Origin of the sequence: Streptomyces lacaronensis (assembly GCF_047337785.1) — a bacterium.
Lineage (GTDB): Bacteria > Actinomycetota > Actinomycetes > Streptomycetales > Streptomycetaceae > Streptomyces > Streptomyces lycopersici.
The window spans coordinates 5,685,779-5,709,443 of the sequence record NZ_JBLHDK010000003.1 but is presented as its reverse complement, the minus strand read 5'-3'; the positions used below and the strand labels follow the sequence as shown (position 1 = coordinate 5,709,443).

General features: G+C 71.6%; 20 protein-coding genes and 3 tRNA genes. 14 read left to right on the top strand and 9 right to left on the bottom strand.

Translation table 11 applies throughout. From position 1 onward, the window contains the following. The first annotated feature begins 118 nt into the window (after window positions 1-118). Both ACMTAK_RS24700 and ACMTAK_RS24695 read left to right on the top strand, forming a co-directional pair. Window positions 119-853 carry a GntR family transcriptional regulator gene (locus tag ACMTAK_RS24700; RefSeq protein WP_413808231.1) on the top strand — a complete coding sequence of 245 codons (735 nt, stop codon included), beginning with the start codon at window positions 119-121 and terminating at the stop codon, window positions 851-853. Between the two features lie 141 nt (window positions 854-994). Then, window positions 995-1,645, top strand: a complete 651-nt coding sequence (locus ACMTAK_RS24695; protein ID WP_014053817.1) for a hypothetical protein — start codon at window positions 995-997, stop codon at window positions 1,643-1,645. Between the two features lie 135 nt (window positions 1,646-1,780). Here the strand turns inward: ACMTAK_RS24695 and ACMTAK_RS24690 are convergent, their stop codons facing one another. Then, entirely contained in the window at window positions 1,781-2,515 is a 735-nt protein-coding gene (locus ACMTAK_RS24690) for an SLATT domain-containing protein (RefSeq protein WP_413808230.1), read from the bottom strand. A 263-nt stretch (window positions 2,516-2,778) separates the two neighbouring features. On the opposite strand from ACMTAK_RS24690, the gene purD reads away from it, so the two are divergent. The 3 genes from purD (at window position 2,779) to ACMTAK_RS24675 (ending at window position 8,034) form a co-directional block, all read left to right on the top strand. Then, window positions 2,779-4,044, top strand: a complete 1,266-nt coding sequence (gene purD / locus ACMTAK_RS24685) for a phosphoribosylamine--glycine ligase (protein ID WP_413808229.1) — start codon at window positions 2,779-2,781, stop codon at window positions 4,042-4,044. Window positions 4,045-4,395: 351 nt separating this feature from the next. After that, window positions 4,396-6,261 carry a hypothetical protein gene (locus tag ACMTAK_RS24680; protein WP_413808228.1) on the top strand — a complete coding sequence of 622 codons (1,866 nt, stop codon included), beginning with the start codon at window positions 4,396-4,398 and terminating at the stop codon, window positions 6,259-6,261. A gap of 273 nt (window positions 6,262-6,534) precedes the next feature. Further along, the gene (locus ACMTAK_RS24675) at window positions 6,535-8,034 is read left to right on the top strand and encodes a N,N-dimethylformamidase beta subunit family domain-containing protein (RefSeq protein ID WP_413808227.1); all 1,500 of its coding nucleotides are present in this window, start codon (window positions 6,535-6,537) and stop codon (window positions 8,032-8,034) included. A 428-nt stretch (window positions 8,035-8,462) separates the two neighbouring features. Here ACMTAK_RS24675 and ACMTAK_RS24670 read toward each other — a convergent pair whose 3' ends face one another. After that, a complete protein-coding gene (locus ACMTAK_RS24670) occupies window positions 8,463-9,914 on the bottom strand; it encodes a phytoene desaturase family protein (RefSeq protein WP_413808226.1) in 1,452 nt (483 codons plus the stop codon). Between the two features lie 194 nt (window positions 9,915-10,108). On the opposite strand from ACMTAK_RS24670, the gene ACMTAK_RS24665 reads away from it, so the two are divergent. Further along, window positions 10,109-11,029, top strand: a complete 921-nt coding sequence (locus ACMTAK_RS24665) for a phosphoribosylaminoimidazolesuccinocarboxamide synthase (RefSeq protein WP_413808225.1) — start codon at window positions 10,109-10,111, stop codon at window positions 11,027-11,029. Window positions 11,030-11,102: 73 nt separating this feature from the next. Here the strand turns inward: ACMTAK_RS24665 and ACMTAK_RS24660 are convergent. The 4 genes from ACMTAK_RS24660 to ACMTAK_RS24645 form a co-directional block, all read right to left on the bottom strand. Next, window positions 11,103-11,175, bottom strand: a tRNA-Gly gene (locus ACMTAK_RS24660). A gap of 181 nt (window positions 11,176-11,356) precedes the next feature. Further along, a tRNA-Gly gene (locus tag ACMTAK_RS24655) sits at window positions 11,357-11,432 on the bottom strand. Window positions 11,433-11,513: 81 nt separating this feature from the next. Continuing rightward, window positions 11,514-11,585: transfer RNA gene (locus tag ACMTAK_RS24650), tRNA-Gly, on the bottom strand. A 125-nt stretch (window positions 11,586-11,710) separates the two neighbouring features. Further along, a complete protein-coding gene (locus ACMTAK_RS24645; RefSeq protein WP_037953281.1) occupies window positions 11,711-12,028 on the bottom strand; it encodes a histone-like nucleoid-structuring protein Lsr2 in 318 nt (105 codons plus the stop codon). Between the two features lie 296 nt (window positions 12,029-12,324). Between ACMTAK_RS24645 and purS the strand changes: the two genes are divergently transcribed. The 3 genes from purS to purL are packed head-to-tail and all read left to right on the top strand — an operon-like array spanning window position 12,325 to window position 15,538. Continuing rightward, window positions 12,325-12,615: a phosphoribosylformylglycinamidine synthase subunit PurS gene (gene purS, locus ACMTAK_RS24640; protein WP_413808224.1), complete on the top strand. Its 291-nt coding sequence runs from the start codon at window positions 12,325-12,327 to the stop codon at window positions 12,613-12,615. Continuing rightward, window positions 12,612-13,292, top strand: coding sequence for a phosphoribosylformylglycinamidine synthase subunit PurQ (gene purQ, locus ACMTAK_RS24635; RefSeq protein ID WP_262703462.1), 681 nt, complete (start codon window positions 12,612-12,614; stop codon window positions 13,290-13,292). The genes purS and purQ overlap by 4 nt, the downstream gene beginning before the upstream one ends. Continuing rightward, the gene (purL, locus tag ACMTAK_RS24630) at window positions 13,289-15,538 is read left to right on the top strand and encodes a phosphoribosylformylglycinamidine synthase subunit PurL (RefSeq protein ID WP_413808223.1); all 2,250 of its coding nucleotides are present in this window, start codon (window positions 13,289-13,291) and stop codon (window positions 15,536-15,538) included. The genes purQ and purL overlap by 4 nt, the downstream gene beginning before the upstream one ends. A gap of 94 nt (window positions 15,539-15,632) precedes the next feature. Here purL and ACMTAK_RS24625 read toward each other — a convergent pair whose 3' ends face one another. Then, window positions 15,633-16,031 carry a nuclear transport factor 2 family protein gene (locus ACMTAK_RS24625; RefSeq protein ID WP_413808222.1) on the bottom strand — a complete coding sequence of 133 codons (399 nt, stop codon included), beginning with the start codon at window positions 16,029-16,031 and terminating at the stop codon, window positions 15,633-15,635. 90 nt (window positions 16,032-16,121) lie between these two features. On the opposite strand from ACMTAK_RS24625, the gene ACMTAK_RS24620 reads away from it, so the two are divergent. From ACMTAK_RS24620 to purM, 3 genes are all read left to right on the top strand, one after another. Next, window positions 16,122-16,910: a maleylpyruvate isomerase family mycothiol-dependent enzyme gene (locus tag ACMTAK_RS24620; protein ID WP_413808221.1), complete on the top strand. Its 789-nt coding sequence runs from the start codon at window positions 16,122-16,124 to the stop codon at window positions 16,908-16,910. Between the two features lie 167 nt (window positions 16,911-17,077). Next, window positions 17,078-18,637 (top strand): amidophosphoribosyltransferase, encoded by a 1,560-nt coding sequence (gene purF / locus ACMTAK_RS24615; RefSeq protein ID WP_413808220.1) that lies wholly within the window; start codon window positions 17,078-17,080, stop codon window positions 18,635-18,637. A gap of 43 nt (window positions 18,638-18,680) precedes the next feature. Next, window positions 18,681-19,748 (top strand): phosphoribosylformylglycinamidine cyclo-ligase, encoded by a 1,068-nt coding sequence (gene purM, locus ACMTAK_RS24610; RefSeq protein WP_413808219.1) that lies wholly within the window; start codon window positions 18,681-18,683, stop codon window positions 19,746-19,748. A 108-nt stretch (window positions 19,749-19,856) separates the two neighbouring features. On the opposite strand, the gene ACMTAK_RS24605 is transcribed toward purM, so the two are convergent. Beyond that, window positions 19,857-20,111, bottom strand: coding sequence for a DUF3073 domain-containing protein (locus tag ACMTAK_RS24605; RefSeq protein WP_210947377.1), 255 nt, complete (start codon window positions 20,109-20,111; stop codon window positions 19,857-19,859). 424 nt (window positions 20,112-20,535) lie between these two features. Further along, entirely contained in the window at window positions 20,536-21,690 is a 1,155-nt protein-coding gene (locus ACMTAK_RS24600; RefSeq protein ID WP_413808218.1) for a Leu/Phe/Val dehydrogenase, read from the bottom strand. Window positions 21,691-21,866: 176 nt separating this feature from the next. Here ACMTAK_RS24600 and ACMTAK_RS24595 point away from each other — a divergent pair, with 176 nt between their 5' ends. Beyond that, entirely contained in the window at window positions 21,867-22,703 is an 837-nt protein-coding gene (locus ACMTAK_RS24595) for a hypothetical protein (protein WP_037953293.1), read from the top strand. Window positions 22,704-23,202: 499 nt separating this feature from the next. Then, window positions 23,203-23,409, top strand: coding sequence for a developmental transcriptional regulator BldC (gene bldC / locus ACMTAK_RS24590; RefSeq protein ID WP_020869672.1), 207 nt, complete (start codon window positions 23,203-23,205; stop codon window positions 23,407-23,409). Window positions 23,410-23,665: the final 256 nt, after the last annotated feature.

The window sequence follows — 23,665 nt, the reverse complement described above, 5'->3', positions numbered from 1 at the left end:
GCTGCCCGGTGTAGACCACCGCCGCACTCTGCGTGTTCCGCGCAACGGCCCTCGCATATCGTGATGCGAGGGCCGTCCGCTTTCTTACACCGACGGCCGTGGAAGGAGACGGTCCTCGATGCCCGTGCCCGGCACCAGCCCGGTCAAGCGGAACACCCTGCGGCAGCAGATCGCCGACGCGCTCTGTGACGAGGTGCTCGCGGGCAGGCTCCCTGCGGGGCGCCAGTTCACCGTCAAGGAGATCGCCCAGCAGTACGGCGTCTCCGCGACCCCCGTCCGGGAGGCGCTGCTGGACCTGTGCTCCCAGGGGCTGCTCGATGTCGAGGAGCACCGGGGCTTCAAGGTCCACGAGTTCACCATCGCCGACTTCCGGCACATGGTGGACGCCCGCACGATGGTGGTGGAGGGCGTCTTCCGGCACGACGTCGAGCAGACGCTGAGCGGCATGACCCCGCAGGTGATGGCCTCGGTGCGGCGGCGGGCCGAGGAGGCCGAACGGGCCGCCCGCTCCGGTGACCTGGACATCCTCATCGGCTACGACCTGCGCTTCTGGCGGGAGATCTGCGGGCTGGTCGGCAATCCGTACGTGCTGGACTTCCTGCAGCGGCTGCGGGTGCAGACCTGGGTGTTCACGGTGCCGTATCTGCGCCGCGTACCCGATCTGCGGGGCCTGCTGTGGACGGGGCACTGCGAGCTCACGGCGGCGGTCACCCGTGGGGACCGCCATGACTCGGAGCAGCTCATAGCGGCGTACAACACGCATTTCCGTGCGCTGATCGAGCGGTTGGTGACGGAGGAGGAGACGCGCTCGCGGAACCGGACGGCGACCGAGCCGGAAGTCAACTCCCCCTGATCTCCCCCTGAACTCTTCGCGAACTCCACCTGGTCCATGGGCCCCGCCCTCCAGGCCCGGCGTCCTGCACTCTTCGCGCCGCGTACGTGGGGCATTACGCTGGGCCGACCATCGACCGTACGGATACGAGAGTGAGATCGCGTGGCATGTGACCTCTGGCTGGTCCCCCTCGTCGATGTGCTGTGCCACAGCCCCGACAACCCCTTCGCCGAAGAGATCGCCGCGTACGACAAGGCGCTCAGTGACGCCGGTCTGCCGCCCGTGCCCGTCTTCAGCTATATGCCGGGTCTTTCCGGGGATGTCGCCCCGGTGGCCGGTTTCGACTACGACGCGCTGCACTTCCTCCGCCGTGCCTATCTGCTCCAGCTGTGCGGACTCGCGGTGACGCCCGTGGACGAACTCGGCGGGGACTACGAGCAGTTGCTGGAGATGTTCGAGCCCACGGCCCAGCAGTCGCATCTGGTGTGGCACTACGACCACGCGGGCGCGTATGTCCCCGTCGACTTCCAGAGTCCGCTGTCCAACGACGAACTCCTCGAGGGCGGCGGCCCGTTGGGCTCCAGTCATGGACTGCTGCGCGAGCTGGAGGCGGTCGCCCCGGCGCTCGGCATCGACCCGTCCAACCCCCCGGCCGCCCCCGCGCCCCCGGCCCGCCCCACGAGCCTGGAGGAGCCGGCGGCGTCGGTCCCGTACGAGGACAGCCCGTTCGCGCGGGAGCGCCATGTGTGGCTGGGCCTGCACGCGGCGGCGACGCGCAGCCTCGGCCAGGGCTCGATGATCGTCTTCAGCTGACCGCCGGGCGGACCACTGGGCGGACCGCCGGGCCGACCAACGGCTGACCACCGGGCCGACCGCCGGGCCGACCGCCGTTTCCGGGCGGCCCCGCAGCCGTCATCAGCGAGGTCTCCGACGGCCCCGCGGCCGTCATCAGCGGGGCGGCTCGGGAGGACGCTGCCGCGGCATATTGGGCCGGGCGGGGCCCGGCGGCAGCGGAAAGCGGCTCGCGGGGCTCCCGCTGTCCGGACGGGAGCCCTGGGCCATCAGCGACTGGGTGACCAGCGGCGCGGAACCGGATCCGAAGTCCACCATCCAGCCCGCCGTCTCGGCCCGCACCAGCTCCGACACGTCCTCGCAGAACCGCCGCAGCACCGACAGACACCGCTCCACGGCCTCGCTCGCGGTGCCCTCGGTCGGGCCCAGCACCTCCCGCACGCTCTCCGACGCCCAGTCGAACTGCAGCACCTCCAGCCGCCGCTGCACCGCCTGCGCCGTGGCCATGTCCCGCATCCAGCCGGACGTCAGCCCGAAGAACCGGTCGCCGCCGACGCACGCGACCGCCAGCAGCAGCGCCAGCGCGCCCCATCCGGCGCCGCCGTCCAGCGTTCCGTTCAGATCCAGCAGCGGCAGTACGGCCCCCACGACCCCCGCCACCGCGGCCCCCGCCCGCAGCACCCGGGCGGCCCGCCGCTTCCACACCCGGTCGGCGAGGTACCACCCGGCGACCTCCAGCGCGCCCTCCTCCACCCACTGGTACAACTCGTCGAGCCGCCCCGCGGGCTCCCCCCAGTCGCCGTGCGGGAAGGGCCGGCCGAGCAGGTCACCCTGTTTTCTCGCACCCTCCGGCCGAGGGAGCCCCTCGGGCTGCATCTCCGGCTGACTCACCGTGCGACTCCCTCTGCGGCGGCGTCTCTCCTGCGCGCGGCTGACGCGCGACCACCATTCCTACCGCCGAACGGCTGGCCACGAGGACTCGATCACCGGATTTCAGCCCGTAAGGGCTGTCCCATCGGGTATAGGACCGCCTACTCCTCACCCAAAAGAGTGGCCCCGCTCACGGCGCAGGGGCTCGCACGGGGCTCCCGTCCGAACCGCGCCGCGGCCCCCGCCGCACAGCGCCCGCCGCCCCAGGCAATAGGCTGCCTACCGTGAAGGTCCTCGTCATCGGCGGCGGCGCCCGCGAACATGCCCTGTGCCGCGCTCTCTCCCTCGACCCCGACGTCACCGCACTGCACTGCGCCCCCGGCAACGCCGGCATCGCCGAGGTGGCCGAGCTGCACGCGGTCGACGCGCTCGACGGTGCCGCCGTCGCCGACCTCGCCGCCTCCCTGGGGGCGGGCCTGGTGGTCGTGGGGCCGGAGGCCCCCCTCGTGGCCGGGGTGGCCGACGCCGTGCGCGAGCGCGGGATCCCGGCCTTCGGGCCGTCCGCGGAGGCCGCGCGGCTCGAGGGCTCCAAGGCGTTCGCCAAGGACGTCATGGCGGCGGCGGGCGTGCCCACCGCCCGCGCCTATGTGTGCACCAGCCCCGCCGAGGTCGACGAGGCGCTGGACGCCTTCGGCCCGCCGTACGTCGTCAAGGACGACGGCCTCGCCGCGGGCAAGGGCGTCGTGGTGACCGAGGACGTCGAGGCCGCCCGCGCACACGCGCTGGCCTGCGGCCGGGTGGTGATCGAGGAGTTCCTGGACGGCCCGGAGGTCTCCCTCTTCGCGATCACCGACGGCGAGACCGTGGTCCCGCTCCAGCCCGCCCAGGACTTCAAGCGCGCCCACGACGGCGACGAGGGCCCGAACACCGGCGGCATGGGCGCGTACTCCCCGCTGCCCTGGGCGGACCCCGCCCTGGTGGACGAGGTCGTGGCCACCGTCTGCCAGCCCACCGTCGATGAGCTGCGCCGCCGCGGCACGCCCTTCTCCGGGCTGCTGTACGCGGGCCTGGCGATCACTTCGCGCGGCGTGCGCGTGATCGAGTTCAACGCGCGCTTCGGCGACCCGGAGACCCAGGTGGTGCTGGCCCGGCTGAAGACCCCGCTGGCCGCGGTGCTGCTCGCCGCCGCCACCGGCCGTCTGGAGGCCGAGCCGCCGCTGCGCTGGAGCGACGGCGCCGCCGTGACCGTGGTCCTCGCCTCGCACAACTACCCGGGCACCCCCCGCACCGGCGACCCGATCACCGGGCTGGACGAGGTGGCCGAGAAGGACGGCCCCAAGGCGTACGTCCTGCACGCGGGCACCAGGCGGGACGGCGCGTCCGGTGAGGTGGTGAGCGCGGGCGGCCGGGTGCTCTCCGTCACCGCGACCGGCTCCGACCTGGCGAAGGCGCGCGAGCGGGCGTACCGGGCGGTGGGCCGGATCGGCCTGGAGGGCTCCCACCACCGCTCCGACATCGCGGCGAAGGCGGCCGCCGAAGCGGATTCGTAGAGCGCGTTCGTACAGCGGGTTCGCAAGCAGGACCGGGGACGGCTGTAAGAAGTGTCTCAACCGGGGGCCCGAGCGGGCCGGTGAACGGTCCGGAAGGCCGCTTCCGCCTGTTCACACGGGGCCCGGCGTCGCCATCGCGAAGTTCCCGGTTTTACCCAAGGCCATTCCATTGGGTGAGCGGTTCCGCATCCTGCTGACGCACGCCCGGCCCCCAACTAGTGTGCCGCTCAGGCGAGGTGCGGCAACTGGCCCACCGGCATTGCGGAGTCGGCGGCCGGTGCGACAGTGGGTGGGGAGAAAACAACGCCGCCGTCGTCCGCTGTTCAAACACCGGCCGGACAGTAGGGGGTGATGAGAACCGTGGCAGGTACCGAAGCAGGTGCCCTGGAGGCGCGTGCCCGCGCCCTCGCGGTACTGCGCATCCGGAGCACCGCGCTCGCGGTCGCGCTCCTCCCGGCCGCCGCCGCCGTCGTGCTGCTGGCCGGAAGCGCCACCGGCAGCATCGGCGGCTCCCAGGACGAGGGCTGGACGGCCCTGCGCTGGGTGGTGACCGGGGGCGCCCTGGTGGTCCTGCTGCTGGCGGCGGCCGTGGCCGCCGTGGTCGTCCGGGCCAGGCCCGCGCACACCCCGACGGTGCCCATCGCCGAGGAGACCGCGCCCGACCTCTACCAGCTGGTCCGCGACCTGGCCGACCGCCTGGAGGTCCCCGCGCCCTCGGCCATAGCGCTCACCCCCGACTGCGACAGCTGGCTGGAGGACCGTACGCATCCGGCGCACACCCAGCGCCGGGGGCGCCGGGACCGCGGCGCCCTCGCGGTCGAGGAGCCCCGTCCGGTACGCGGCGCCAGAGGGGTCGGCGCGGACCGGGTCGTGGACCGTCCCGAGCGGCGCGCCCCGCGGGCGCCGGTGCTGGTGATCGGCTCGCCGTTCCTGTGGTGGATGCGGGTCGCCGAGCTGCGCGCGCTGCTCGCCCCCGTGGTGGCGGGCACCGGCCCGTCCGTCCACCCCGACATAGCCGCCGCCCGCCGCTTCGTGCGCGGTCTCGACGCCGCCGTGGCCGTCGCGGCCCGCGGCGGCGAGCCGTCGTCCGGGCCCGCGCCCGCCCTGGTGGCGGCGGTGCGCCGGCCCGCCTTCGGCTTCGTCGGCTGGGTGGCCCGGCTGCTGCTGCGCGGTTGCCGGGACCAGGCGGCCGAGATGGAGCGCGCGGTCGCCGCGGCCGCCTCCGAGCGGGCCCAGATGGTCGACTACGGGCTGCGGATCGTCGCCCAGGAGCAGGTGGGCCTCGCCTACGCGGGCTGGGACCGGCTGCTGACCCGGGTCGCGCTGCCCGCCTGGCGGATGGGCCGCTGGCCCTCCCGGCTGGACGCGGGCGTGGTCTCGGCGCTCACCGAGCTCTCCCGCCGCGACCGGCTCGCCGAGGGGTTCACCTCCCGGCTGAGCGAGCGCCCGGCCTGCGACCTGCTGGAGGAGCCCGGGGTGATGGACGAGGCCACCTCGCTGCTGGCCGCCCGCCTCTTCCACGGCGGCCCCGCGGAGCCGGGCCCCGACTGGTACCCGGTCGACTGGGGCGCGTATCCGGAGGAGGTCGTGGACCGCAAGTGGCGGCAGGAGGCCGCCCGGCTGAACCGGCTCCTGGACGAGCGGGACGACGCCCACGAGCCCGTCGGCGCCGCCCCCGCCCCGGCCCGCGCGGGCGGACCCGCCCCGGCCACCCTGGCCCGGGTCATCGACCGGCTCACCGCCGCCCCTGCCCACCCCGCCGACGGCTCAGACGGCGGCTCCGACGGCGGCTCCCACGGCGACGCCCCCCGCCTCGCCGCCCGGCTCAGCGTCGAGGTGGCCCGGGAGGAGGCCGCCGCCACCCGGGTGCACGGTCAGGGCCCCGCAGCGGGGGCCGAGGGGCCCGTGGGCGGCTCCGGCGGCGACCCGTGGATCGACGGCTTCGCCCCGGCGTTCCCGCTCCAGCCGCCCCGCACCGGCCGGGAGCTGCTCGCCGACCATGTCACCGCCATGGTCTGCTGCGCCGCCATGGACACCGCGGGCGCGGCCCCCGGCCTCGACTGGCTGGACGGGCCCGCGCTGCTCGTCGGCGGGCGGCGGCGGGCCGATCTGGCCCATCCGGTGCTGAGCCTGGTGGAGGACGGCGACGACGGGCCGCTGCGCGCCTGGCTCGGCGAGGTGGGAGTCCGCCCGGAGAAGCCCGTCCGGCTGGGGTAGCGGCGCGGAGTCCGCCGAATACCGCTCCTATGTCCACCCTCTCGCGCGTTCGGTGTCTGTTCCGGGCATTTTAGCGACTATCGGTGACGGAGTAGGTGCGTAATGTGATGTGCTTGGGCCGGTCGCTGTCACCCGGCCCAGGAGTTCCGGCCCAACCGGCCCGAACGCAGGACCGGCCCCGCAGCCCGGCCCACAAGGCCGGACCCGCGGCGGTGCGGTGTGCGAGGACAGCGAGGCGTGGCGCCGCCGGGTACGCAGGGGAGGGGAACAGTTGTGGGGACGGACCAGATCCGGCGCTGGGAGTCGGGAGCGCTCGCTCACGCGGTGACGGATCCTTTCGGCCAGGGCCCGCTGCCCTGGCTGCGCGACAGTGAGAACTACTTCGACGACACCGGCCGGGTGGTCCCGTGGTACGTCGACGACGTCCATCTCTCCGGGGCCGACGTCCGGGCGGCCGAGCGGATCGGCGTGAGGGGCCCCGCCAGGATCCCCGGACCGCGCACCGCCGACGATGTCCACCGGCAGATCAAGGGCTTCCCCTCCACCTCCGCGGCGGCCCCCGGTGAGGCGATCGACTTCCGGATCACGGTGGACCCGCCCCAGCAGTTCAGCGTGGACATCTACCGCATCGGCTACTACGACGGCGCCGGCGCGCTGAAGATCACCACCAGCCCCCGGCTGTCCGGGATCGTCCAGCCGCCCCCGCTCACCGCCGACCGCACCGTCTCCTGCCACCACTGGTGGCTGTCCTGGCGGATGCAGATCCCCTCGTACTGGAAGCTCGGCGCGTATGTCGCGGTGCTGACCACCCTGGACGGCTACCGCAGCCACATCCCCTTCACCGTCCGCGACAGCCGCCCCGCCGACCTCCTCCTCGTCCTGCCCGACCTCACCTGGCAGGCGTACAACCTCTACCCGGAGGACGGCCGGACCGGCGCCAGCCTCTACCACGCCTGGGACGAGCGGGGAAAGCTGCTGGGCGAGTCGGAGGCGGCCATCACGGTCTCCTTCGACCGGCCGTACGCGGGCGCTGGGCTGCCCCTCCATGTGGGGCACGCCTACGACTTCATCCGCTGGGCCGAGCGCTACGGCTACGACCTGGCCTACGCCGAGATGCGCGACCTGCACGCGGGCAGCGTCGACCCCGCCCGCTACCGGGGGCTGGTCTTCCCCGGCCATGACGAGTACTGGTCGGCGCCGATGCGCCACACCGTGGAGGCGGCCCGCGACAGCGGCACCTCGCTGGTCTTCCTCTCCGCGAACACCATGTACTGGCAGGTCGAGCTCGCCCCCTCGCCCTCCGGCCCGGCCCGCCTGCTGACCTGCCGCAAGCGCCGCGGTCCCGGCCGCTCGTCGCTCTGGCGGGAGACCGCGCCCGAGCAGCAGCTGATCGGCATTCAGTACGCGGGCCGGGTGCCCGAGCCGAGCCCGCTGATCGTGCGCAACGCCGGCCACTGGCTGTGGGAGGCAACGGGCGCGGAGGAGGGGGACGAACTGCCCGGCCTGGTGGCCGGCGAGGCCGACCGCTACTTCCCCCGCACCACCCTCCCCGACCACCTCCGCCGCATCCTCCTGGCCCACTCCCCGTACGAGGACACGGAGGGGACGGTCCGCCACCAGGAGACATCGCTGTACCGGGCTCCGAGCGGCGCGTTGGTCTTCGCGTCGGGGACGTTCGCGTGGTCGCCCGCGCTGGATCGTCCGGGGCATACGGATGAGCGGGTTCAGCGGGCGACGGCGAATCTGCTGGATCGGATCTGCAAACGGGGGTGAGGCGGTATCCGGCGAACCACGGATGCTCTCCCTCCCAGCCCCTGGCCCCTCCGGGACCCGGGGCGGAGGCCCGCCACGCGGCGCAGCCGCATATCGATGCTCAGCCCGCCGCTGGCGTCACGACTCGTCGGGCGCCGTTTGGCCCGTGGCCGGTGGCGGGGAGCTTTCCCCTCCCCGCCCCTTCCCGTTACCAGGGGCTTCGCCCCTGGACCCCCGGGGTCTGGGGGGAGGCCTGCCACGCGGCGGGGCCGCATATCGATGCTCAGCCCGCCGCATGCGTCACGTCCCGCCGGGCGCCGTTTGGCCCGTGGCCGGTGGCGGGAGGCTCTTCGCCCCTGGGTCCCGGGGTCTGGGGCGGAGTCCCGGTTTCGGGGAGGGGCGGGGTGGGGGACAGCCCGCCGCGGGCGTCGCGGTCCGCTGGGCAGCCCCTACGCCACCGGGGCCAGAAGCGGCGGCTGCCGGATGCCGAATCGATGCCGTAGCGCCGACAGGGCCGCCAGGTAGCCGCACATCCCATGGACCCCCGGCCCCGGCGGGGTCGCGGATGAGCAGAGGTAGAGGCCGGGCAGCGGGGTGCGGTACGGGTCGAGGCGGGGCACCGGGCGGGCGAGGCTCTGCCGGATCGTCATCGCGCCGGAGCCGATGTCCCCGCCCACGTCGTTGGGGTCGTACGCCTCCAGGTCCCGCCCCGACATCCCGCGCGCCGCGAGCACCGTGTCGCCGAAGCCGGGCGCGTACGTCTCGATCCGCGAGCGGATGAGCTCCACCGGGTCGGTGTCGTCGCCGTTCGGCATATGGGCGTAGGCCCACACCGGGCGCCTGCCGGGCCGGGCGCGCCCGGGGTCGGTGACGGCCGGGTCGACGAGCAGCACGAAGGGCGCCTGGCTGCGGACCCCGCGCGCCGTGCGGTTCTCCTCCCGGACCAGCTCCGCATGGGTGCCACCCAGGTGTACGGTCCCGGCGCGACCCACGGCGGGGTCGGCCCACGGAATCGGCTCGCTCACCAGGAAGTCGGCCTTGGCGGCGGCCGGGCCGTAGCGGAACCGCCGCAGCGCCCGCGCGTAGCGGTCGGGCAGCGCGCGCCCGGCGATGTCCAGCAGCCCCGGAACACCGGTGTCGAGCAACACCGCGCGATATCCGTCCAGCTCACGGAGGTCGGCGATCGCGCGCCCGGTGTGGAAGGTGCCGCCGTGCGCGGTGATGTCGTCCACCATGGCGTCGGCGATCCGGGCGCTGCCGCCGCGCGGCAGCGGCCAGCCGGGGCCGTGGGCCAGATGCCCGAGCAGGGCCGCCACCGCGCCGCCGGCCAGGCTGGGCAGTTCGCCCACGGCATGGGCGGCGACCCCGGTGAGCAGGGCGGGCGCCGCCTCACCGGTGAAGCGGGCGGCACCGAGCCGGGTGCCGTGGACGAGGATCCGGGGGGCCAGCAGCAGCGGTGCCACCGGATCGCGGGGGAGGGCGCGCTGCCCGGAGAGGATGAAGTCGACCACGCCCTCGCTGTGCCGCACCAGCGGCGCCATCAGACGCCGCCAGCGCTCCCCGTCCGGGCCGAGCCCGGCACAGGTGGTCTCCAGATCGTGGTGGGCGAGCGCGGCGCGGCGGCCGTCCAGCGGATGGGCGTAGGAGACCTCGGGCGTCAGCAGCTCCACCCCGCGCGCGGCCAGGCCGAACTCGCGGAAGAAGCGGGAGGCGGGCGCCATGGGATGGACCGCCGAGCAGATGTCGTGGGCGATCTCCGGGTCGAAGAGCGGCTGGGTGCGCAGCCCGCCGCCGATGTCGGCGGCGGCCTCGTACACCTCGACCCGCAGCCCGGCGCGGGCCAGGGTGACGGCGGCCGCGAGCCCGTTGGGCCCGCTGCCCACGATCGCCGCGTCGGCCATCCCGCACCTCCCCACCGCCCCCATGTGTGCCCTGGTCTGTGTCCTGCCGTACGAGTTCCTCGTACGACGTGTTCGAACCGGGCGGAAGCGGAACCCGGGACGCCGCACCCCTGCGGCCCCGCGCCCCGCCGCAGGTCGACGCCGTTCAGTGCGGCAGAATCGAGGGGGCTTGGACAAAAACACCAGGAGGAAGCGTGTCCGGATTCGTCGAGAAGCCCGAGCCGGTCGAGGTTCCGGGCCTTCAGCACCTGCACACCGGCAAGGTGCGCGACCTCTACCGGAACGAGCGCGGTGAGCTCGTCATGGTCGCCAGCGACCGGATCTCCGCCTACGACTGGGTTCTGCCGACCGAGATCCCCGAGAAGGGCAAGATCCTCACCCAGCTCTCCCTCTGGTGGTTCGATCTGCTCGCCGACCTCGTCCCCAACCACGTCCTGTCCACCGAGCTGCCCGCCGGCGCCCCCGCCGACTGGGCGGGCCGGACCCTGGTGTGCAGATCGCTGCGGATGGTCCCGGTCGAATGCGTGGCGCGCGGCTATCTGACCGGCTCCGGCCTGGCCGAGTACCGCGAGACCCGTACCGTGTGCGGGATCGCCCTCCCCGAGGGGCTGACCGACGGCTCCGAGCTGCCCTCGCCGATCTTCACCCCGGCCACCAAGGCCGCCGTCGGCGAGCACGACGAGAACGTGGCGTACGAGGAGGTGGCCCACCGCATCGGCGCCGAGCCCGCCGCCCAGCTGCGCCAGGCCACCCTCGCCGTCTACAACCGGGCCCGGGAGATCTCCCGCGCCCGGGGGATCATCCTCGCCGACACCAAGTTCGAGTTCGGCTACGCGGAGGCGACCCTGGGCGTGGAGAGCGCCGAGCCGGTGCTCGCCGACGAGGTTCTGACTCCGGACTCCTCCCGCTTCTGGCCCGCCGACCAGTGGGAGCCCGGCCACGCGCAGCCGTCCTTCGACAAGCAGTACGTCCGCGACTGGCTGACCTCCCCGGCCTCCGGGTGGGACCGCAAGAGCGAGCAGCCGCCGCCCCCGCTCCCGGCGGAGGTCGTCGAGCGGACGCAACGGAAGTACGCGGAGGCTTACGAGCTGTTGACCGGCACCAGCTGGAAGTAGGCCGGGGGCGGGCCAAGGGACGGAAGAACGACCGAGGGCCCCGGCCAATCGGCCGGGGCCCTCGCGTTCACTGAGCGGACGACGAGGCTCGAACTCGCGACCTCAACCTTGGCAAGGTTGCGCTCTACCAACTGAGCTACGTCCGCCTGCGCCGGACTTTTCCGGTTCGACGCGCCTCTACTATAACCAAACCCTCGGCCCATGAACTACCACCCCGGGGGTCGAGCCCGCTCCGGGGGTGCTCCGGGGGGCGGTGAAGCAGCTCAAAGCGCCTCCACCCCCGAAAAACGTCTGAGGCGCCGGTCGATTCGACCGGCGCCTCAGATCTGGAGCGGACGACGAGATTCGAACTCGCGACCCTCACCTTGGCAAGGTGATGCTCTACCAACTGAGCCACGTCCGCATGCCTCCGACCGGCCTTCACCGATCGGCGCGCGCATCACTCTACCTGATCCTCGTCAACACGAGGCCGATAGGCGATGAGAGCGGGTGACAGGGATCGCACACTGCGCCTCCCCCTTGGAAAGGGGGCGCTCTACTACTGAGCTACACCCGCATGGTGTCTTCCTCGGGTTTCGGCCTTTCGGCCTCGCCCCTCGGCGTGCTCCAGACTTTAGCGGATCACCCGGGGTGGTGTGCAACTCGGCTGAACGGGGGTGCCTCGGGCTGAAGGCGGGTGCCTCAGGCCGACTCGTCGAAGGCTTCGTAGACCTTCTTGGGGATCCGGCCGCGCGGAGGCACCTCCATGCCGTTCGACCGGGCCCAGGCGCGCACCGCGGCCGGGTCCGGGGCGACGGCGGTGCGGCGGTACGTCTTGCCCGAGCGGGCCCGCTTGCGGCCGGCCTCCACGTACGGCGCGAGGGCGTCGCGCAGTTTCGACGCATTGGCAGAGTTGAGGTCGATCTCGTACAACTTGCCGTCGAGTCCGAACGTGACCGTCTCTTCCGCTTCGCCTCCTTCGAGGTCGTCGGAGAGCGTGACTACTACGCGCTGCGCCACGGATATCGGTCCTTTCGGGCTGCATCGTTGCGTTGACGTGCAAAGATGTCAGCTGTCCAGTTGTGTCCAACAATGCTTTTTCATTTGTACAGTGACTGGCATTGCATTGTGAACCCCAGTAATTCCATCCGCGTGTCACGCCGTGATCGGGACCGTACGTTTTTCCCCGACCTTTCCCCGTCAGTTGCCGCCGACGATGCTTAAACGTGACCGAACCCTTGCATATCTACTCGCGTAGATTTTTGCCCGGGGTACGCTTGGGCACCGCCTTACGCACCAGCACCACACCACCGGGAGTGCCAGTGGCACGCGTCGTAGTCGACGTCATGCTCAAGCCGGAGATCCTCGACCCCCAGGGCCAGGCGGTGCAGCGAGCACTGCCCCGCCTCGGTTTCGAGGGGATCGCCGACGTCCGTCAGGGCAAGCGCTTTGAACTCGAGGTGGAGGGCCCGGTCGATGACGCCGCCCTCGCCCGTATCCACCAGATCGCCGAGACCTTTCTGGCGAACACCGTGATCGAGGACTTCTCCGTGAAGGTCGAGATCGGCGAGGGTACCGACGCCACTGCCGTGAAGGCGGAGTCGTGACCGCACGCGTCGGAGTCATCACCTTCCCCGGCACGCTCGACGACCGCGACACCCAGCGCGCCGTCCGCACCGCCGGGCTGGAAGCCGTACCGCTGTGGCACCGCGACAAGGACCTCAAGCAGGTCGACGCGGTGATCCTGCCGGGCGGCTTCTCCTATGGCGACTATCTGCGGGCCGGAGCGATCTCCCGCTTCTCCCCGGTTATGGACTCGGTGATCGACCAGGCGAAGGCCGGTATGCCGGTGCTTGGCATCTGCAATGGCTTCCAGGTACTCACCGAGACCCATCTCCTGCCCGGTGCGATGCTGCGGAACAACCATCTGCACTTCATCTGCCGTGATCAGAAGTTGCGGGTGGAAAACGCGGAGACGGCCTGGACGCGCTCCTATGAGCGGGGCCAGGAGATCAACATCCCGCTGAAGAACATCGACGGTCGCTATGTCGCCGATGAGCGCGTCCTCGATGAACTCGAGGCCGAGGGACGCGTGGTCTTCCGCTATCAGGAGCTCAACCCCAACGGCTCGCTCCGCGACATCGCCGGTATCTGCAATGCGGCGGGCAATGTCGTCGGCCTCATGCCCCACCCCGAGCACGCCGTCGAACCGCTGATCGGCACCGGTCGCACCGACGGTCTCGGATTCTTCACCTCGATCCTCAAGAGGCTGGTCAGCGCATGACCCTGGACACCACCAAGCACGCGGCGCAGACCCCGGAGGCCGAGCAGCCCTGGGCCGAGCTCGGTCTCAAGCAGGACGAGTACGAGCGCGTCCGCGGCATCCTGGGCCGCCGCCCCACCGGCGCCGAGCTCGCGATGTACTCCGTCATGTGGTCCGAGCACTGCTCGTACAAGTCGAGCAAGGTCCATCTGCGGCAGTTCGGCGAGAAGGCCCCCGAGAGCGACGCGCTGCTCGTCGGCATCGGCGAGAACGCGGGTGTGGTCGACGTCGGCCAGGGCTACGCGGTCACCTTCAAGGTCGAGTCGCACAACCACCCCTCGTACATCGAGCCCTACCAGGGCGCGGCCACCGGCGTCGGCGGCATCGTCCGCGACATCCTCGCCATGGGCGCCCGCCCGGTGGCCGTGATGGACCCGCTGCGCTTCGGCGCCGCCGACCACCCCGACACCAAGCGGGTGCTGCCCGGTGTGGTCGCGGGCATCGGCGGCTACGGCAACTGCCTGGGCCTGCCCAACATCGGCGGCGAGGTCGTATTCGACCCCTGCTACCAGGGCAACCCGCTGGTCAACGCGTTGTGCGTGGGCGTGATGAAGCATGAGGACATCCACCTCGCCAAGGCGTCCGGCACCGGCAACAAGGTGATCCTCTACGGCGCCCGCACCGGCGGCGACGGCATCGGCGGTGTCTCGGTGCTGGCCTCCGAGACCTTCGACGATTCGAAGCCCGCCAAGCGTCCCGCTGTCCAGGTCGGCGACCCCTTCCAGGAGAAGCTGCTCATCGAGTGCACCCTGGAGGTCTTCAAGGAGGACCTGGTCGAGGGCATCCAGGACCTCGGCGGCGCGGGGCTGTCCTGCGCCACCAGCGAGCTGGCCAGCGCCGGCTCCGGCGGAATGCGGGTCGAGCTCGACACCGTGCCGCTGCGCGACTCCTCGCTCTCCCCCGAGGAGATCCTGATGAGCGAGTCGCAGGAGCGCATGTGCGCGATCGTGAAGCCCGAGAAGGTCGACCGCTTCCTGGAGATCTGCGAGAAGTGGGACGTCATCGCCACCGTCATCGGTGAGGTCACCGACGGCGAGCGGCTGGAGATCTACTGGCACGGCGAGCAGATCGTGGACGTTCCGCCGCGCACCGTCGCCCACGAGGGCCCGGTCTACGAGCGCCCCTACGCCCGCCCCGAGTGGCAGGACGCCCTCCAGGCCGACGACGCGGGCAAGCTGCCGCGCCCGGCCACGGCGGAGGAGCTGCGCGAGCAGATCCTCAAGGTGATCGGCTCCCCGAACCAGTCGTCCAAGTCCTGGATCACGGACCAGTACGACCGCTTCGTGCAGGGCAACACGGTGCTCGCCCAGCCCGAGGACTCCGGCATGGTCCGGGTGGACGAGGAGACCGGCCTGGGCGTGGCCGTCGCCACGGACGGCAACGGCCGCTACGCCAAGCTGGACCCGTACGCGGGGGCCCAGCTCGCGCTCGCCGAGTCGTACCGCAATGTGGCCGCGTCCGGCGCCAAGCCGCTGGCCATCTCCAACTGCCTCAACTTCGGCTCGCCGGAGGACCCCGCGGTCATGTGGCAGTTCGCGGAGGCCACCCGCGGCCTCGCGGACGGCTGTCTGACCCTGGGCACCCCGGTCACCGGCGGCAATGTGTCGCTGTACAACCAGACCGGTGAGGTGGCCATCCACCCGACACCGGTCGTCGCCGTCCTCGGCGTGATCGACGATGTGGCCCGCCGCACCCCGATCGCCTTCGCGGAGGAGGGCCAGCTGCTCTATCTGCTGGGCGACACCGCGGCGGAACTGGGCGGCTCGGCCTGGTCCCAGGTGATCCACGACCACCTGGGCGGACTGCCGCCGAAGGTGGACCTGGAGCGGGAGCGGCTGCTCGCCGAGATCCTGATCTCGGCCTCGCGCGACGGCATGGTGGACGCGGCCCACGACCTGTCCGACGGCGGTCTGATCCAGGCGCTCGCCGAGTCGTGTCTGCGCGGGGGCAAGGGCGCCCGGATCGTCGTCCCCGACGGTCTGGACCCCTTCGTCCTGCTGTTCTCCGAGTCCGCGGGCCGGGCGATCGTCGCCGTACCGCGCAGCGAGGAGGTCCGCTTCAACGACATGTGCGGGGCCCGGGGGCTTCCGGCGGCCCGTATCGGCGTGGTCGACGGCGACGCGATCGACGTCCAGGGGCAGTTCTCCATCCCGCTGGCCGAGCTGCGGGAGTCGTACGAGGCGACGATCCCGGGTCTGCTGGCCTGAGGACCGGGCCGAGGCCGGCCTGAGAACGTATGCCGTACGGTCCGCCCCCTGACGTCAGGGGGCGGACCGTACGTCCGTTCGGGCCTTGGGGGGCTCACTTCCCCCAGAAGGCGTCGGTGGCGTCGATGTCCTCGACGCACTGGTCGATGTCGCTGATCTTCCCGCCGACGATGGTGAAGAACAGCCCGGTCTTCATGTCCAGCGTGCGGTTGCCGCGCTCGGCACGGACGTGGTGGCCGGAGATCACATGACCGCGCCCGTCGGGCATCACCGATTCCACATCGACCCGCAGCGTGCCACCGGTCTCCTCGAACTCGGTGCGGTACAGCCGCATGCACGCGTCCCGGCCCTTGTGGTGCCCGGAGATCATGTTGTCACCGGGCACATGCTGCATGACGTCCGCCGTCAGCAGCGTGGCGAGGGTGTCCAGGTCGCCCTGCTGATACGCGGTGCATGCGCGGCGCACCACGGCGGCGTCGGGGTGCTCGCCCATGGTCATTCACACCTTTCGTCCTGGTTAATACCTCTCGCCCCCTTATCCATCCTCCGCCCGCCCCACGGGGCTGTCGATAGGCTCGGCGCCATGCCGCCTCGTGCCCGTACCCGCAGCTATGACCCCGCCAAGACCCGGGCCGCCGTGATCGCGCAGCTCCGGCAGGTGCGGAAGGCGGCCGAGGGGCTGGACGAGACCGCCCTGGACGCCCCCACCCGGCTCGGTGACTGGACGGTCCGGGAGCTGATCGCGCATCTGGCGATGGCCGTGACGTCCGCCGTACGGCTCCTGGAGCGGCCCGCGCCGCCCGCGCGCGAGGTCACGGTCACCGGCTGGGCGTCGGCGGTGGCCGGGCACTCCGGGCCGATCGATGAGGAGACCCGCGCCCTCGCGGCCGACGCGAAACCGGGTGAGCTGCTGGGGCGCGCCGAGGCGCGGTTCGCCGAGGTGGCCGCCGTCGCGCCCGCCGACCGGCTGCTGGCCGCCCGCGTCGGGGCGATGCGGCTGGACGACTACCTGGTCACCCGCTGTGTGGAGCTCGTGGTCCACGCCGACGACCTGGCGGCCGCCACCGGCGTCCCCGTTTCCCACGACCGCCAGGCGCTGGCCACCGCCACCCGCGTGCTCGCCGACGCCCTCGCGGCGAAGGCGCCCGGCGGCTCGGTCGAGGTCCGGGTCCCGCCGTTCGCCGTGATCCAGTGCGTCGAGGGTCCCCGGCACACCCGCGGCACCCCGCCGAACGTCGTCGAAACCGATCCGCCGACCTGGATCCGCCTCGCCACGGGCCGTCTGACCTGGGCCGAGGCCCTGGAGTCCGGGCCGCTGACCGCGAGCGGCGACCGCGCCGACCTCTCCGCCCACCTGCCCGTGCTCGGCTGACGGGCCCGAGATGTGATCCTTGCCTCGGACGGGCACCTTCGCCCCTGGCCGTGCGCAGGTCGGGCGCGGGTCCCGGGGGGCCGGAGAGGGTGCGGAGAATGTGACTTACGCCCTCCTGACGGGTCCCTCGTTCGGAGGCACCGCTGAACTGGCCTAGACTCGATGACGTGCCACGTGGTGACGGACGACTCAGCCACGACCTGCTCCCCGGTGAGAAGGGCCCCCAGGACGCTTGCGGCGTCTTCGGAGTCTGGGCACCGGGAGAAGAGGTCGCCAAACTCACCTATTTCGGGCTGTACGCACTGCAGCACCGTGGACAGGAGTCCGCGGGCATCGCGGTGAGCAACGGCTCCCAGATCCTCGTCTTCAAGGACATGGGCCTGGTCTCACAGGTCTTCGACGAGACCTCCCTCGGCTCCCTGACGGGCCATATCGCGGTCGGTCACGCCCGCTACTCCACCACCGGAGCCTCGGTGTGGGAGAACGCGCAGCCGACGTTCCGGGCCACCGCCCACGGCTCGATCGCGCTGGGCCACAACGGGAACCTGGTCAACACCGCCGAGCTGGCGGAACTGGTCGCGGCCCTGCCCCGGGACGGCGGCCGGGCCACCCAGGTGGCGGCCACCAATGACACCGACCTGATCACCGCCCTGCTCGCGGGCCAGGTGGACGAGGACGGCAAGCCGCTCACCGTCGAGCAGGCGGCCCCCATCGTGCTGCCCAAGGTCAAGGGCGCTTTCAGCCTCGTCTACATGGACGAGCACACGCTGTACGCGGCGCGCGACCCCCAGGGCATCCGCCCGCTGGTCCTCGGCCGCCTCGAGCGCGGCTGGGTGGTGGCCTCCGAGACCGCGGCCCTGGACATCGTGGGCGCGTCCTTCATCCGTGAGATCGAGCCCGGCGAGATGGTCGCCATCGACGAGAACGGGCTGCGCTCCACCATCTTCGCCGCGGCCCGGCCCAAGGGCTGTGTCTTCGAGTACGTGTACCTGGCCCGCCCCGACACCGACATCGCCGGGCGGAACGTGTACCTCTCCCGCGTCGAGATGGGCCGCCGGCTGGCCAAGGAGGCCCCGGCCGAGGCCGACCTGGTCATAGCGACGCCCGAGTCCGGCACCCCGGCCGCCGTCGGCTACGCCGAGGCCAGCGGGATTCCGTACGGCTCCGGGCTGGTCAAGAACAGCTATGTGGGCCGGACCTTCATCCAGCCCTCGCAGACCATCCGGCAGCTCGGCATCCGGCTCAAGCTGAACCCCCTCAAGGAGGTCATCCGGGGCAAGCGCCTGGTGGTCGTCGACGACTCGATCGTCCGCGGCAACACCCAGCGCGCCCTGGTGCGGATGCTCCGCGAGGCCGGGGCCGCCGAGGTCCACATCCGGATCTCGTCCCCGCCGATCAAGTGGCCGTGCTTCTTCGGCATAGATTTCGCCACCCGCGCCGAGCTGATCGCCAACGGTCTCTCGGTCGAGGAGATCGGCAAGTCGCTGGGCGCCGACTCGCTGGCGTACATCTCCACCGACGGCATGATCGAGGCGACCACGATCGCCAAGCCGAATCTGTGCCGTGCCTGCTTCGACGGTGAGTACCCGATGGACCTGCCGGATCCGGAGCTGCTGGGCAAGCACCTCCTGGAGTCCGAGACGCAAGGGCAGAGCAGCGGTGACGCCGACGGTGTGACGACGCTGACCGCCGGTGTCGGCGGCGGCGACGCCCTGCGCCGTCCCTGAGCGCCGCCTGCCCGTCATCCCCGATACGAAAGATCTCAACGTCATGTCCGAGTCCGGGTCCACCTACGCCGCCGCGGGCGTCGACATCGAGGCGGGCGACCGCGCCGTCGAGCTGATGAAGGAGTGGGTCAAGAAGGCGAGCCGACCCGAGGTCGTGGGCGGCCTCGGCGGTTTCGCCGGGCTCTTCGACGCCTCCGCCCTGTCCCGCTACCAGCGTCCGCTGCTCGCCTCCGCCACCGACGGGGTCGGCACCAAGGTGGACATCGCCCGGCGGATGGGCGTGTACGACACCATCGGCCGCGACCTGGTCGGCATGGTCGTGGACGACCTGGTGGTCTGCGGTGCCGAGCCGCTGTTCATGACCGACTACATCTGCGTCGGCAAGGTCTACCCGGAGCGCGTCGCCGCCATCGTCAAGGGCATCGCCGAGGGCTGCACCCTGGCCGGCTGCGCCCTGGTGGGCGGCGAGACCGCCGAGCACCCGGGGCTGCTGGGCGCCGATGACTTCGATGTCGCCGGAGCCGGTACGGGCGTGGTCGAGGCCGATCGGGTGCTGGGCGCGGATCGCATCCGAACGGGTGATGCGGTGATCGCCATGGCATCGTCCGGACTTCACTCGAACGGGTACTCACTCGTCCGCCATGTGCTCTTCGACCGGGTCGGCTGGGCGCTGGACCGCGAGGTGCCGGAGCTCGGCCGGACGCTGGGGGAGGAGCTGCTGGAGCCCACCCGGATCTACTCGCTGGACTGCCTGGCCCTCACCCGCACCACCGAGGTGCACGCCTTCTCGCACATCACCGGCGGCGGGCTCGCCAACAACCTCGCGCGAGTCATCCCCGACGGGCTGCGCGCGGTCGTGGACCGCTCGACCTGGACCCCCGGAGCGATCTTCCAGCTGGTCGGCGAGGCCGGCTCGGTCGAGCGCCTGGAACTGGAGAAGACCCTCAATATGGGTGTCGGCATGATGGCGGTGGTCCCGGCGGACTCCGTCGATGTGGCGCTCACCACGCTCGCCGACCGCGGGGTCGAGGCCTGGGTCAGCGGTGAGATCACCGAGCGGACGGCCCCGGACACGGAAGCGGTGGCGCTGACCGGTGACCATGCGGGCTGAGACGGCCGCGCCGCGTGCGCGGGCAGACAGCACGGAAGCCGGTCCGAGGCGGGTGCCTCGGACCGGGGGAGGTGTGCGGCGAAAAGCCGAGCGCCTGGAACGGGTGGTTCAGGCGCGGCGACGCTGCGGGGACGGATCGGACTGTTCGTCGTCCTCGTCCTCATCGTCGTTGTACAGATCCGCGTACTGTGCGTACGGGTCGTCGTCCAGCTCATCGTCCTCGAACCGCTCGCCATTCGGCGGCTGGCTCGGTTGCGATGCGCCCAGCTCCTCGGCCAGGCGTGAGAGATCCGTCCCACCGCTGTTGTACTTCAGCTGGCGGGCGACCTTCGTCTGCTTGGCCTTGGCCCGGCCGCGCCCCATGGCTCGACCCCCTCAACGACGGGGCTCGACGGCCCCAGAGTCTTGACACGCGTTCACGTTCATAAATCAGAGCGGACTCTCAGAAGAGAGACCGGTCCGTAGGGCTTCAACGGTACCTGCTTCTGTGGCCATACGGTACGTCGCCCACACGACGTGCCACGAGGCAGAACCCGCGAGGAGCCCGTTCCTCGCTGGTCAGCTGCGATTTTAACGTGTCTTGTGCGCCGACCCGCCGACGGGCCGTGAGGGATCTCTCCCCGGTGGCCTCCAGGGGGCTCTCATGTCCCCTGTACGGCGGCCTCCGGCAGGTGTCCCGCACCGCCCGTCCGCGCGGCCTCACACCGCTCCTCAGGGGCTCTCAGACGCTTCCAGCGGCCCCCGGGCGCCCCGTGGCCCATGCCCGTGGCATCTGCCAGGCCACGGTTCAGGCGTCATGGCCCTCCGCCATCCGGTGCTCGGCCAGCCGGTCGGCGGCCGCGGCGGGCGGGATGCCGTCGGCCTGTGCCCGATCGAATATGGCCAACGTCGTGTCGAAGATCTTCGCCGCCTTGGCCTTGGCCCGGTCGAAGTCGAAACCGTGCAGCTCGTCGGCCACCTGGATGACACCACCGGCGTTCACCACGTAGTCCGGCGCGTAGAGGATGCCGCGGCCGTCCAGGTCCTTCTCCACGCCCGGGTGGGCCAGCTGGTTGTTGGCCGCGCCGCACACCACCTTCGCGGTCAGGACGGGCACCGTGGCGTCGTCCAGGGCGCCACCGAGCGCGCACGGGGCGTAGACGTCCAGGTCGGCGCGGATCAGCGCCTCGGTGTCCCGGACCGCCTGGACGCGGGGGTGGCGGGCCAGCACGCGGTCCACCGAGTCGGTGCGCACATCCGTGACCACGACCTCGGCGCCGTCCTCCAGCAGGTGCTCCACCAGGTGGCGGCCGACCTTGCCGACCCCCGCGATGCCGACCCGGCGGCCGCGCAGCGTGGGCGCGCCCCAGGACGCCTGGGCGCTCGCCCGCATCCCCTGGAAGACGCCGAAGGCGGTCAGCACCGAGGAGTCCCCGGCGCCGCCGCGTCCGGGGGAGCGGCCGGTGGTCCAGGGGCACTCGCGGGCGACGACGTCCATGTCGGCCACATAGGTGCCCACGTCACAGGCGGTGACGTAGCGACCGCCGAGGGAGGCCACGAAGCGGCCGTAGGCGAGCAGCAGCTTCTCGGTCTTGATCTCCTCGGGATCGCCGAGGATCACGGCCTTGCCGCCACCGTGGTCGAGCCCGGCGAGCGCGTTCTTGTAGGACATGCCGCGGGCGAGGTTGAGCGCGTCGAGGAGCGCCGCTTCTTCGGGGTGCTCCTCGGAGGCGTAGGCATGGAAGCGGGTGCCGCCGAGGGCCGGGCCCAGGGCGGTGGAGTGGATGGCGATGACGGCCTTGAGGCCGCTCTCCCGGTCCTGGCACAGCAGCACCTGCTCATGCCCGCCGAGATCGGAGCGGAACAGTGTCGAAAGAGGTGAGAGAGGGTTCGGCACGCGACTCTCCGTCGGACCGTCGGCGCTGACGGTGTGACGTACGTCGGTCACGGTGGTGACTCCCATAGGTCGGGGAAGACGCCCTCCTGGCTGGTGGGGAGGGCCGTGGGCAAGAGAGTAAGCCCTGGGGGCCCGGCGGATCGGCCATGTCCCCGACGAGTCCGTATGCCGGGCATGGGACGATGCCGTCAGGCGGGGGTAAGGGAGCCCCTGGCGGTGGTCTCAGCCTTGAGGGAGCGCGTGTGACCTTGGCGTCTTCGGTGATTGTCCCGTACGCGGCGTATCTCCGGGTCTATGAGCCACTGGCAGCGTTCCCGGAGCCGGAGAGATCGCACTGGGCGCGGTATGCCAAGCGCGACGACCTGCCCGGCGCGCAGGACGAGCTGCGCCGCTCGCTCGCGGACCTGCTGCCGGTCCCCCCGGTGGCGGTTCCGGTGCACGAGAGCGCGGACGCCTTCGTGGCGCTCGTGGACGGCGTCACCTGCGTCTGCCCGTGGCGCACCCGGCTGCGGGGCTGGCTGGCCCTGGAGGAGCTGCCGGAGCGCCTCCCCGGGCCCCTTCTGGACGCGGCCCTGCCCCCGGTGGTGCGCCGGCAGGCGGTGGCCGACTTCGAGCGGTGGCTGGAGCGGAATCCGGACGCCCGGCCGTGGATCCGCTCGGCCACCTGGCATGTGCCGGTGCGCTGGTTCGTGCTCTTCGGGGACGAGGAGCGCGAGTTCACCAAGGGTGACGACGGTCTCATCCTCCGTTACCGCACTCCAATGGTCCAGGCCAGGCGCCGGGTGGCGCGTGGGCTTAAGGTGCTCAAGGAGGCCCTCGGCGAAGGGCCGCTGATCGACGGGCTGGTGGACGTCGGCCGGTGGCTCGAGGAGTTCCACCCCCGGTCGTTGGTCGAGCTGGACTACGGCGGCCTGGTGCACGCGCTGCCGGCCGGGCAACTGGAGGACGACCACTCGGCTGCGGATGTGGCGGAGGGCCTGGCGGCGCTCCGCGACGGGGACGGGGAGCGTGCGGGCGTCGCGTACGAGCGGCTGACCGACCGCTGGAGCGTGGTCCGCGGGCGGCAGAACGCGAGCTGAACGCCCGGTCGAACGGGCGCCGGGTGACCGGTTGAGCGGTTCGCCGGAACAGAGGGGACGTAGGTCCCGATCCGGGCCATTGCCTCAATCGTGACCTAAAGCACTGACTTCGGGCCTTGCGGTAATCACCCACCCTCGTGTCAAAATAGGACAAGGAGTCCGGTAGGGGCTCCTTCCGTCCAACTATGGGCGGATTCATCGGTATTGCACTCCTTGACGGATCTGATGACCCCTGATCCTGTTGTGACTGATCGTCACGGCCATGTGACAGTCCGTTATGGCATGGTCCATCGGCTTCCGTCGAGGTTGGTCACCTGAGAGGGCAATTCCATCGGTTTGGCCGACGGGGCTGGACAGATGGTGTAGTTGTAGTGCCGAGGACAAGCCGTTCGTCCTATAACCGACTCGGCCCGCGTCCGCCATTTCGGGCAACGTGGGTCAAGGTGCAGAATTTAGAGGAAAGAACCGTGATGGTTCGGTTCTCCCGAGGAGGCCGCTCATGACCGCTCGCACCCCTGATGCCGAGCCGCTGCTGACCCCGGCTGAGGTTGCCACGATGTTCCGCGTGGACCCGAAGACGGTCACTCGCTGGGCGAAGGCAGGCAAGCTCACGTCGATTCGTACGCTCGGAGGGCATCGGCGCTACCGCGAAGCGGAGGTCCGTGCTCTTCTTGCGGGCATCCCGCAGCAGCGCAGCGAGGGCTGAACAACCGCATAACCGGGCATTTCCGGGCCCCCCAGCCCGGCTTTCGCCTGTATAGCTCCACCACGACGGGTGCCTGCCCCAACAGGCCCTCCACCGCTCGACATGGGTGCGTCGTTGATCGCGCTGGACTCCGCCGGGTCCGGCGCGATCTTTTTATGCCCTGGGGACGGCCTTCCGGAGGGTGGATCCAGGGGGCCTCAAGTGCCCTTGGAAGCGCAATCGTTCGGGTTGTGCGGGGTGGTCCGCAAGGGGCTCG

Coding starts and splice junctions, on each gene's coding strand:
- ACMTAK_RS24700 (WP_413808231.1), top strand. CDS start 119: ATGCCCGTGCCCGGCACCAGCCCGGTCAAGCGGAACACCCTGCGGCAG.
- ACMTAK_RS24680 (WP_413808228.1), top strand. CDS start 4,396: ATGAGAACCGTGGCAGGTACCGAAGCAGGTGCCCTGGAGGCGCGTGCC.
- ACMTAK_RS24670 (WP_413808226.1), bottom strand. CDS start 9,914: ATGGCCGACGCGGCGATCGTGGGCAGCGGGCCCAACGGGCTCGCGGCC.
- purL (WP_413808223.1), top strand. CDS start 13,289: ATGACCCTGGACACCACCAAGCACGCGGCGCAGACCCCGGAGGCCGAG.
- ACMTAK_RS24625 (WP_413808222.1), bottom strand. CDS start 16,031: ATGGGCGAGCACCCCGACGCCGCCGTGGTGCGCCGCGCATGCACCGCG.
- ACMTAK_RS24620 (WP_413808221.1), top strand. CDS start 16,122: ATGCCGCCTCGTGCCCGTACCCGCAGCTATGACCCCGCCAAGACCCGG.
- purM (WP_413808219.1), top strand. CDS start 18,681: ATGTCCGAGTCCGGGTCCACCTACGCCGCCGCGGGCGTCGACATCGAG.
- ACMTAK_RS24605 (WP_210947377.1), bottom strand. CDS start 20,111: ATGGGGCGCGGCCGGGCCAAGGCCAAGCAGACGAAGGTCGCCCGCCAG.
- ACMTAK_RS24600 (WP_413808218.1), bottom strand. CDS start 21,690: ATGGGAGTCACCACCGTGACCGACGTACGTCACACCGTCAGCGCCGAC.
- bldC (WP_020869672.1), top strand. CDS start 23,203: ATGACCGCTCGCACCCCTGATGCCGAGCCGCTGCTGACCCCGGCTGAG.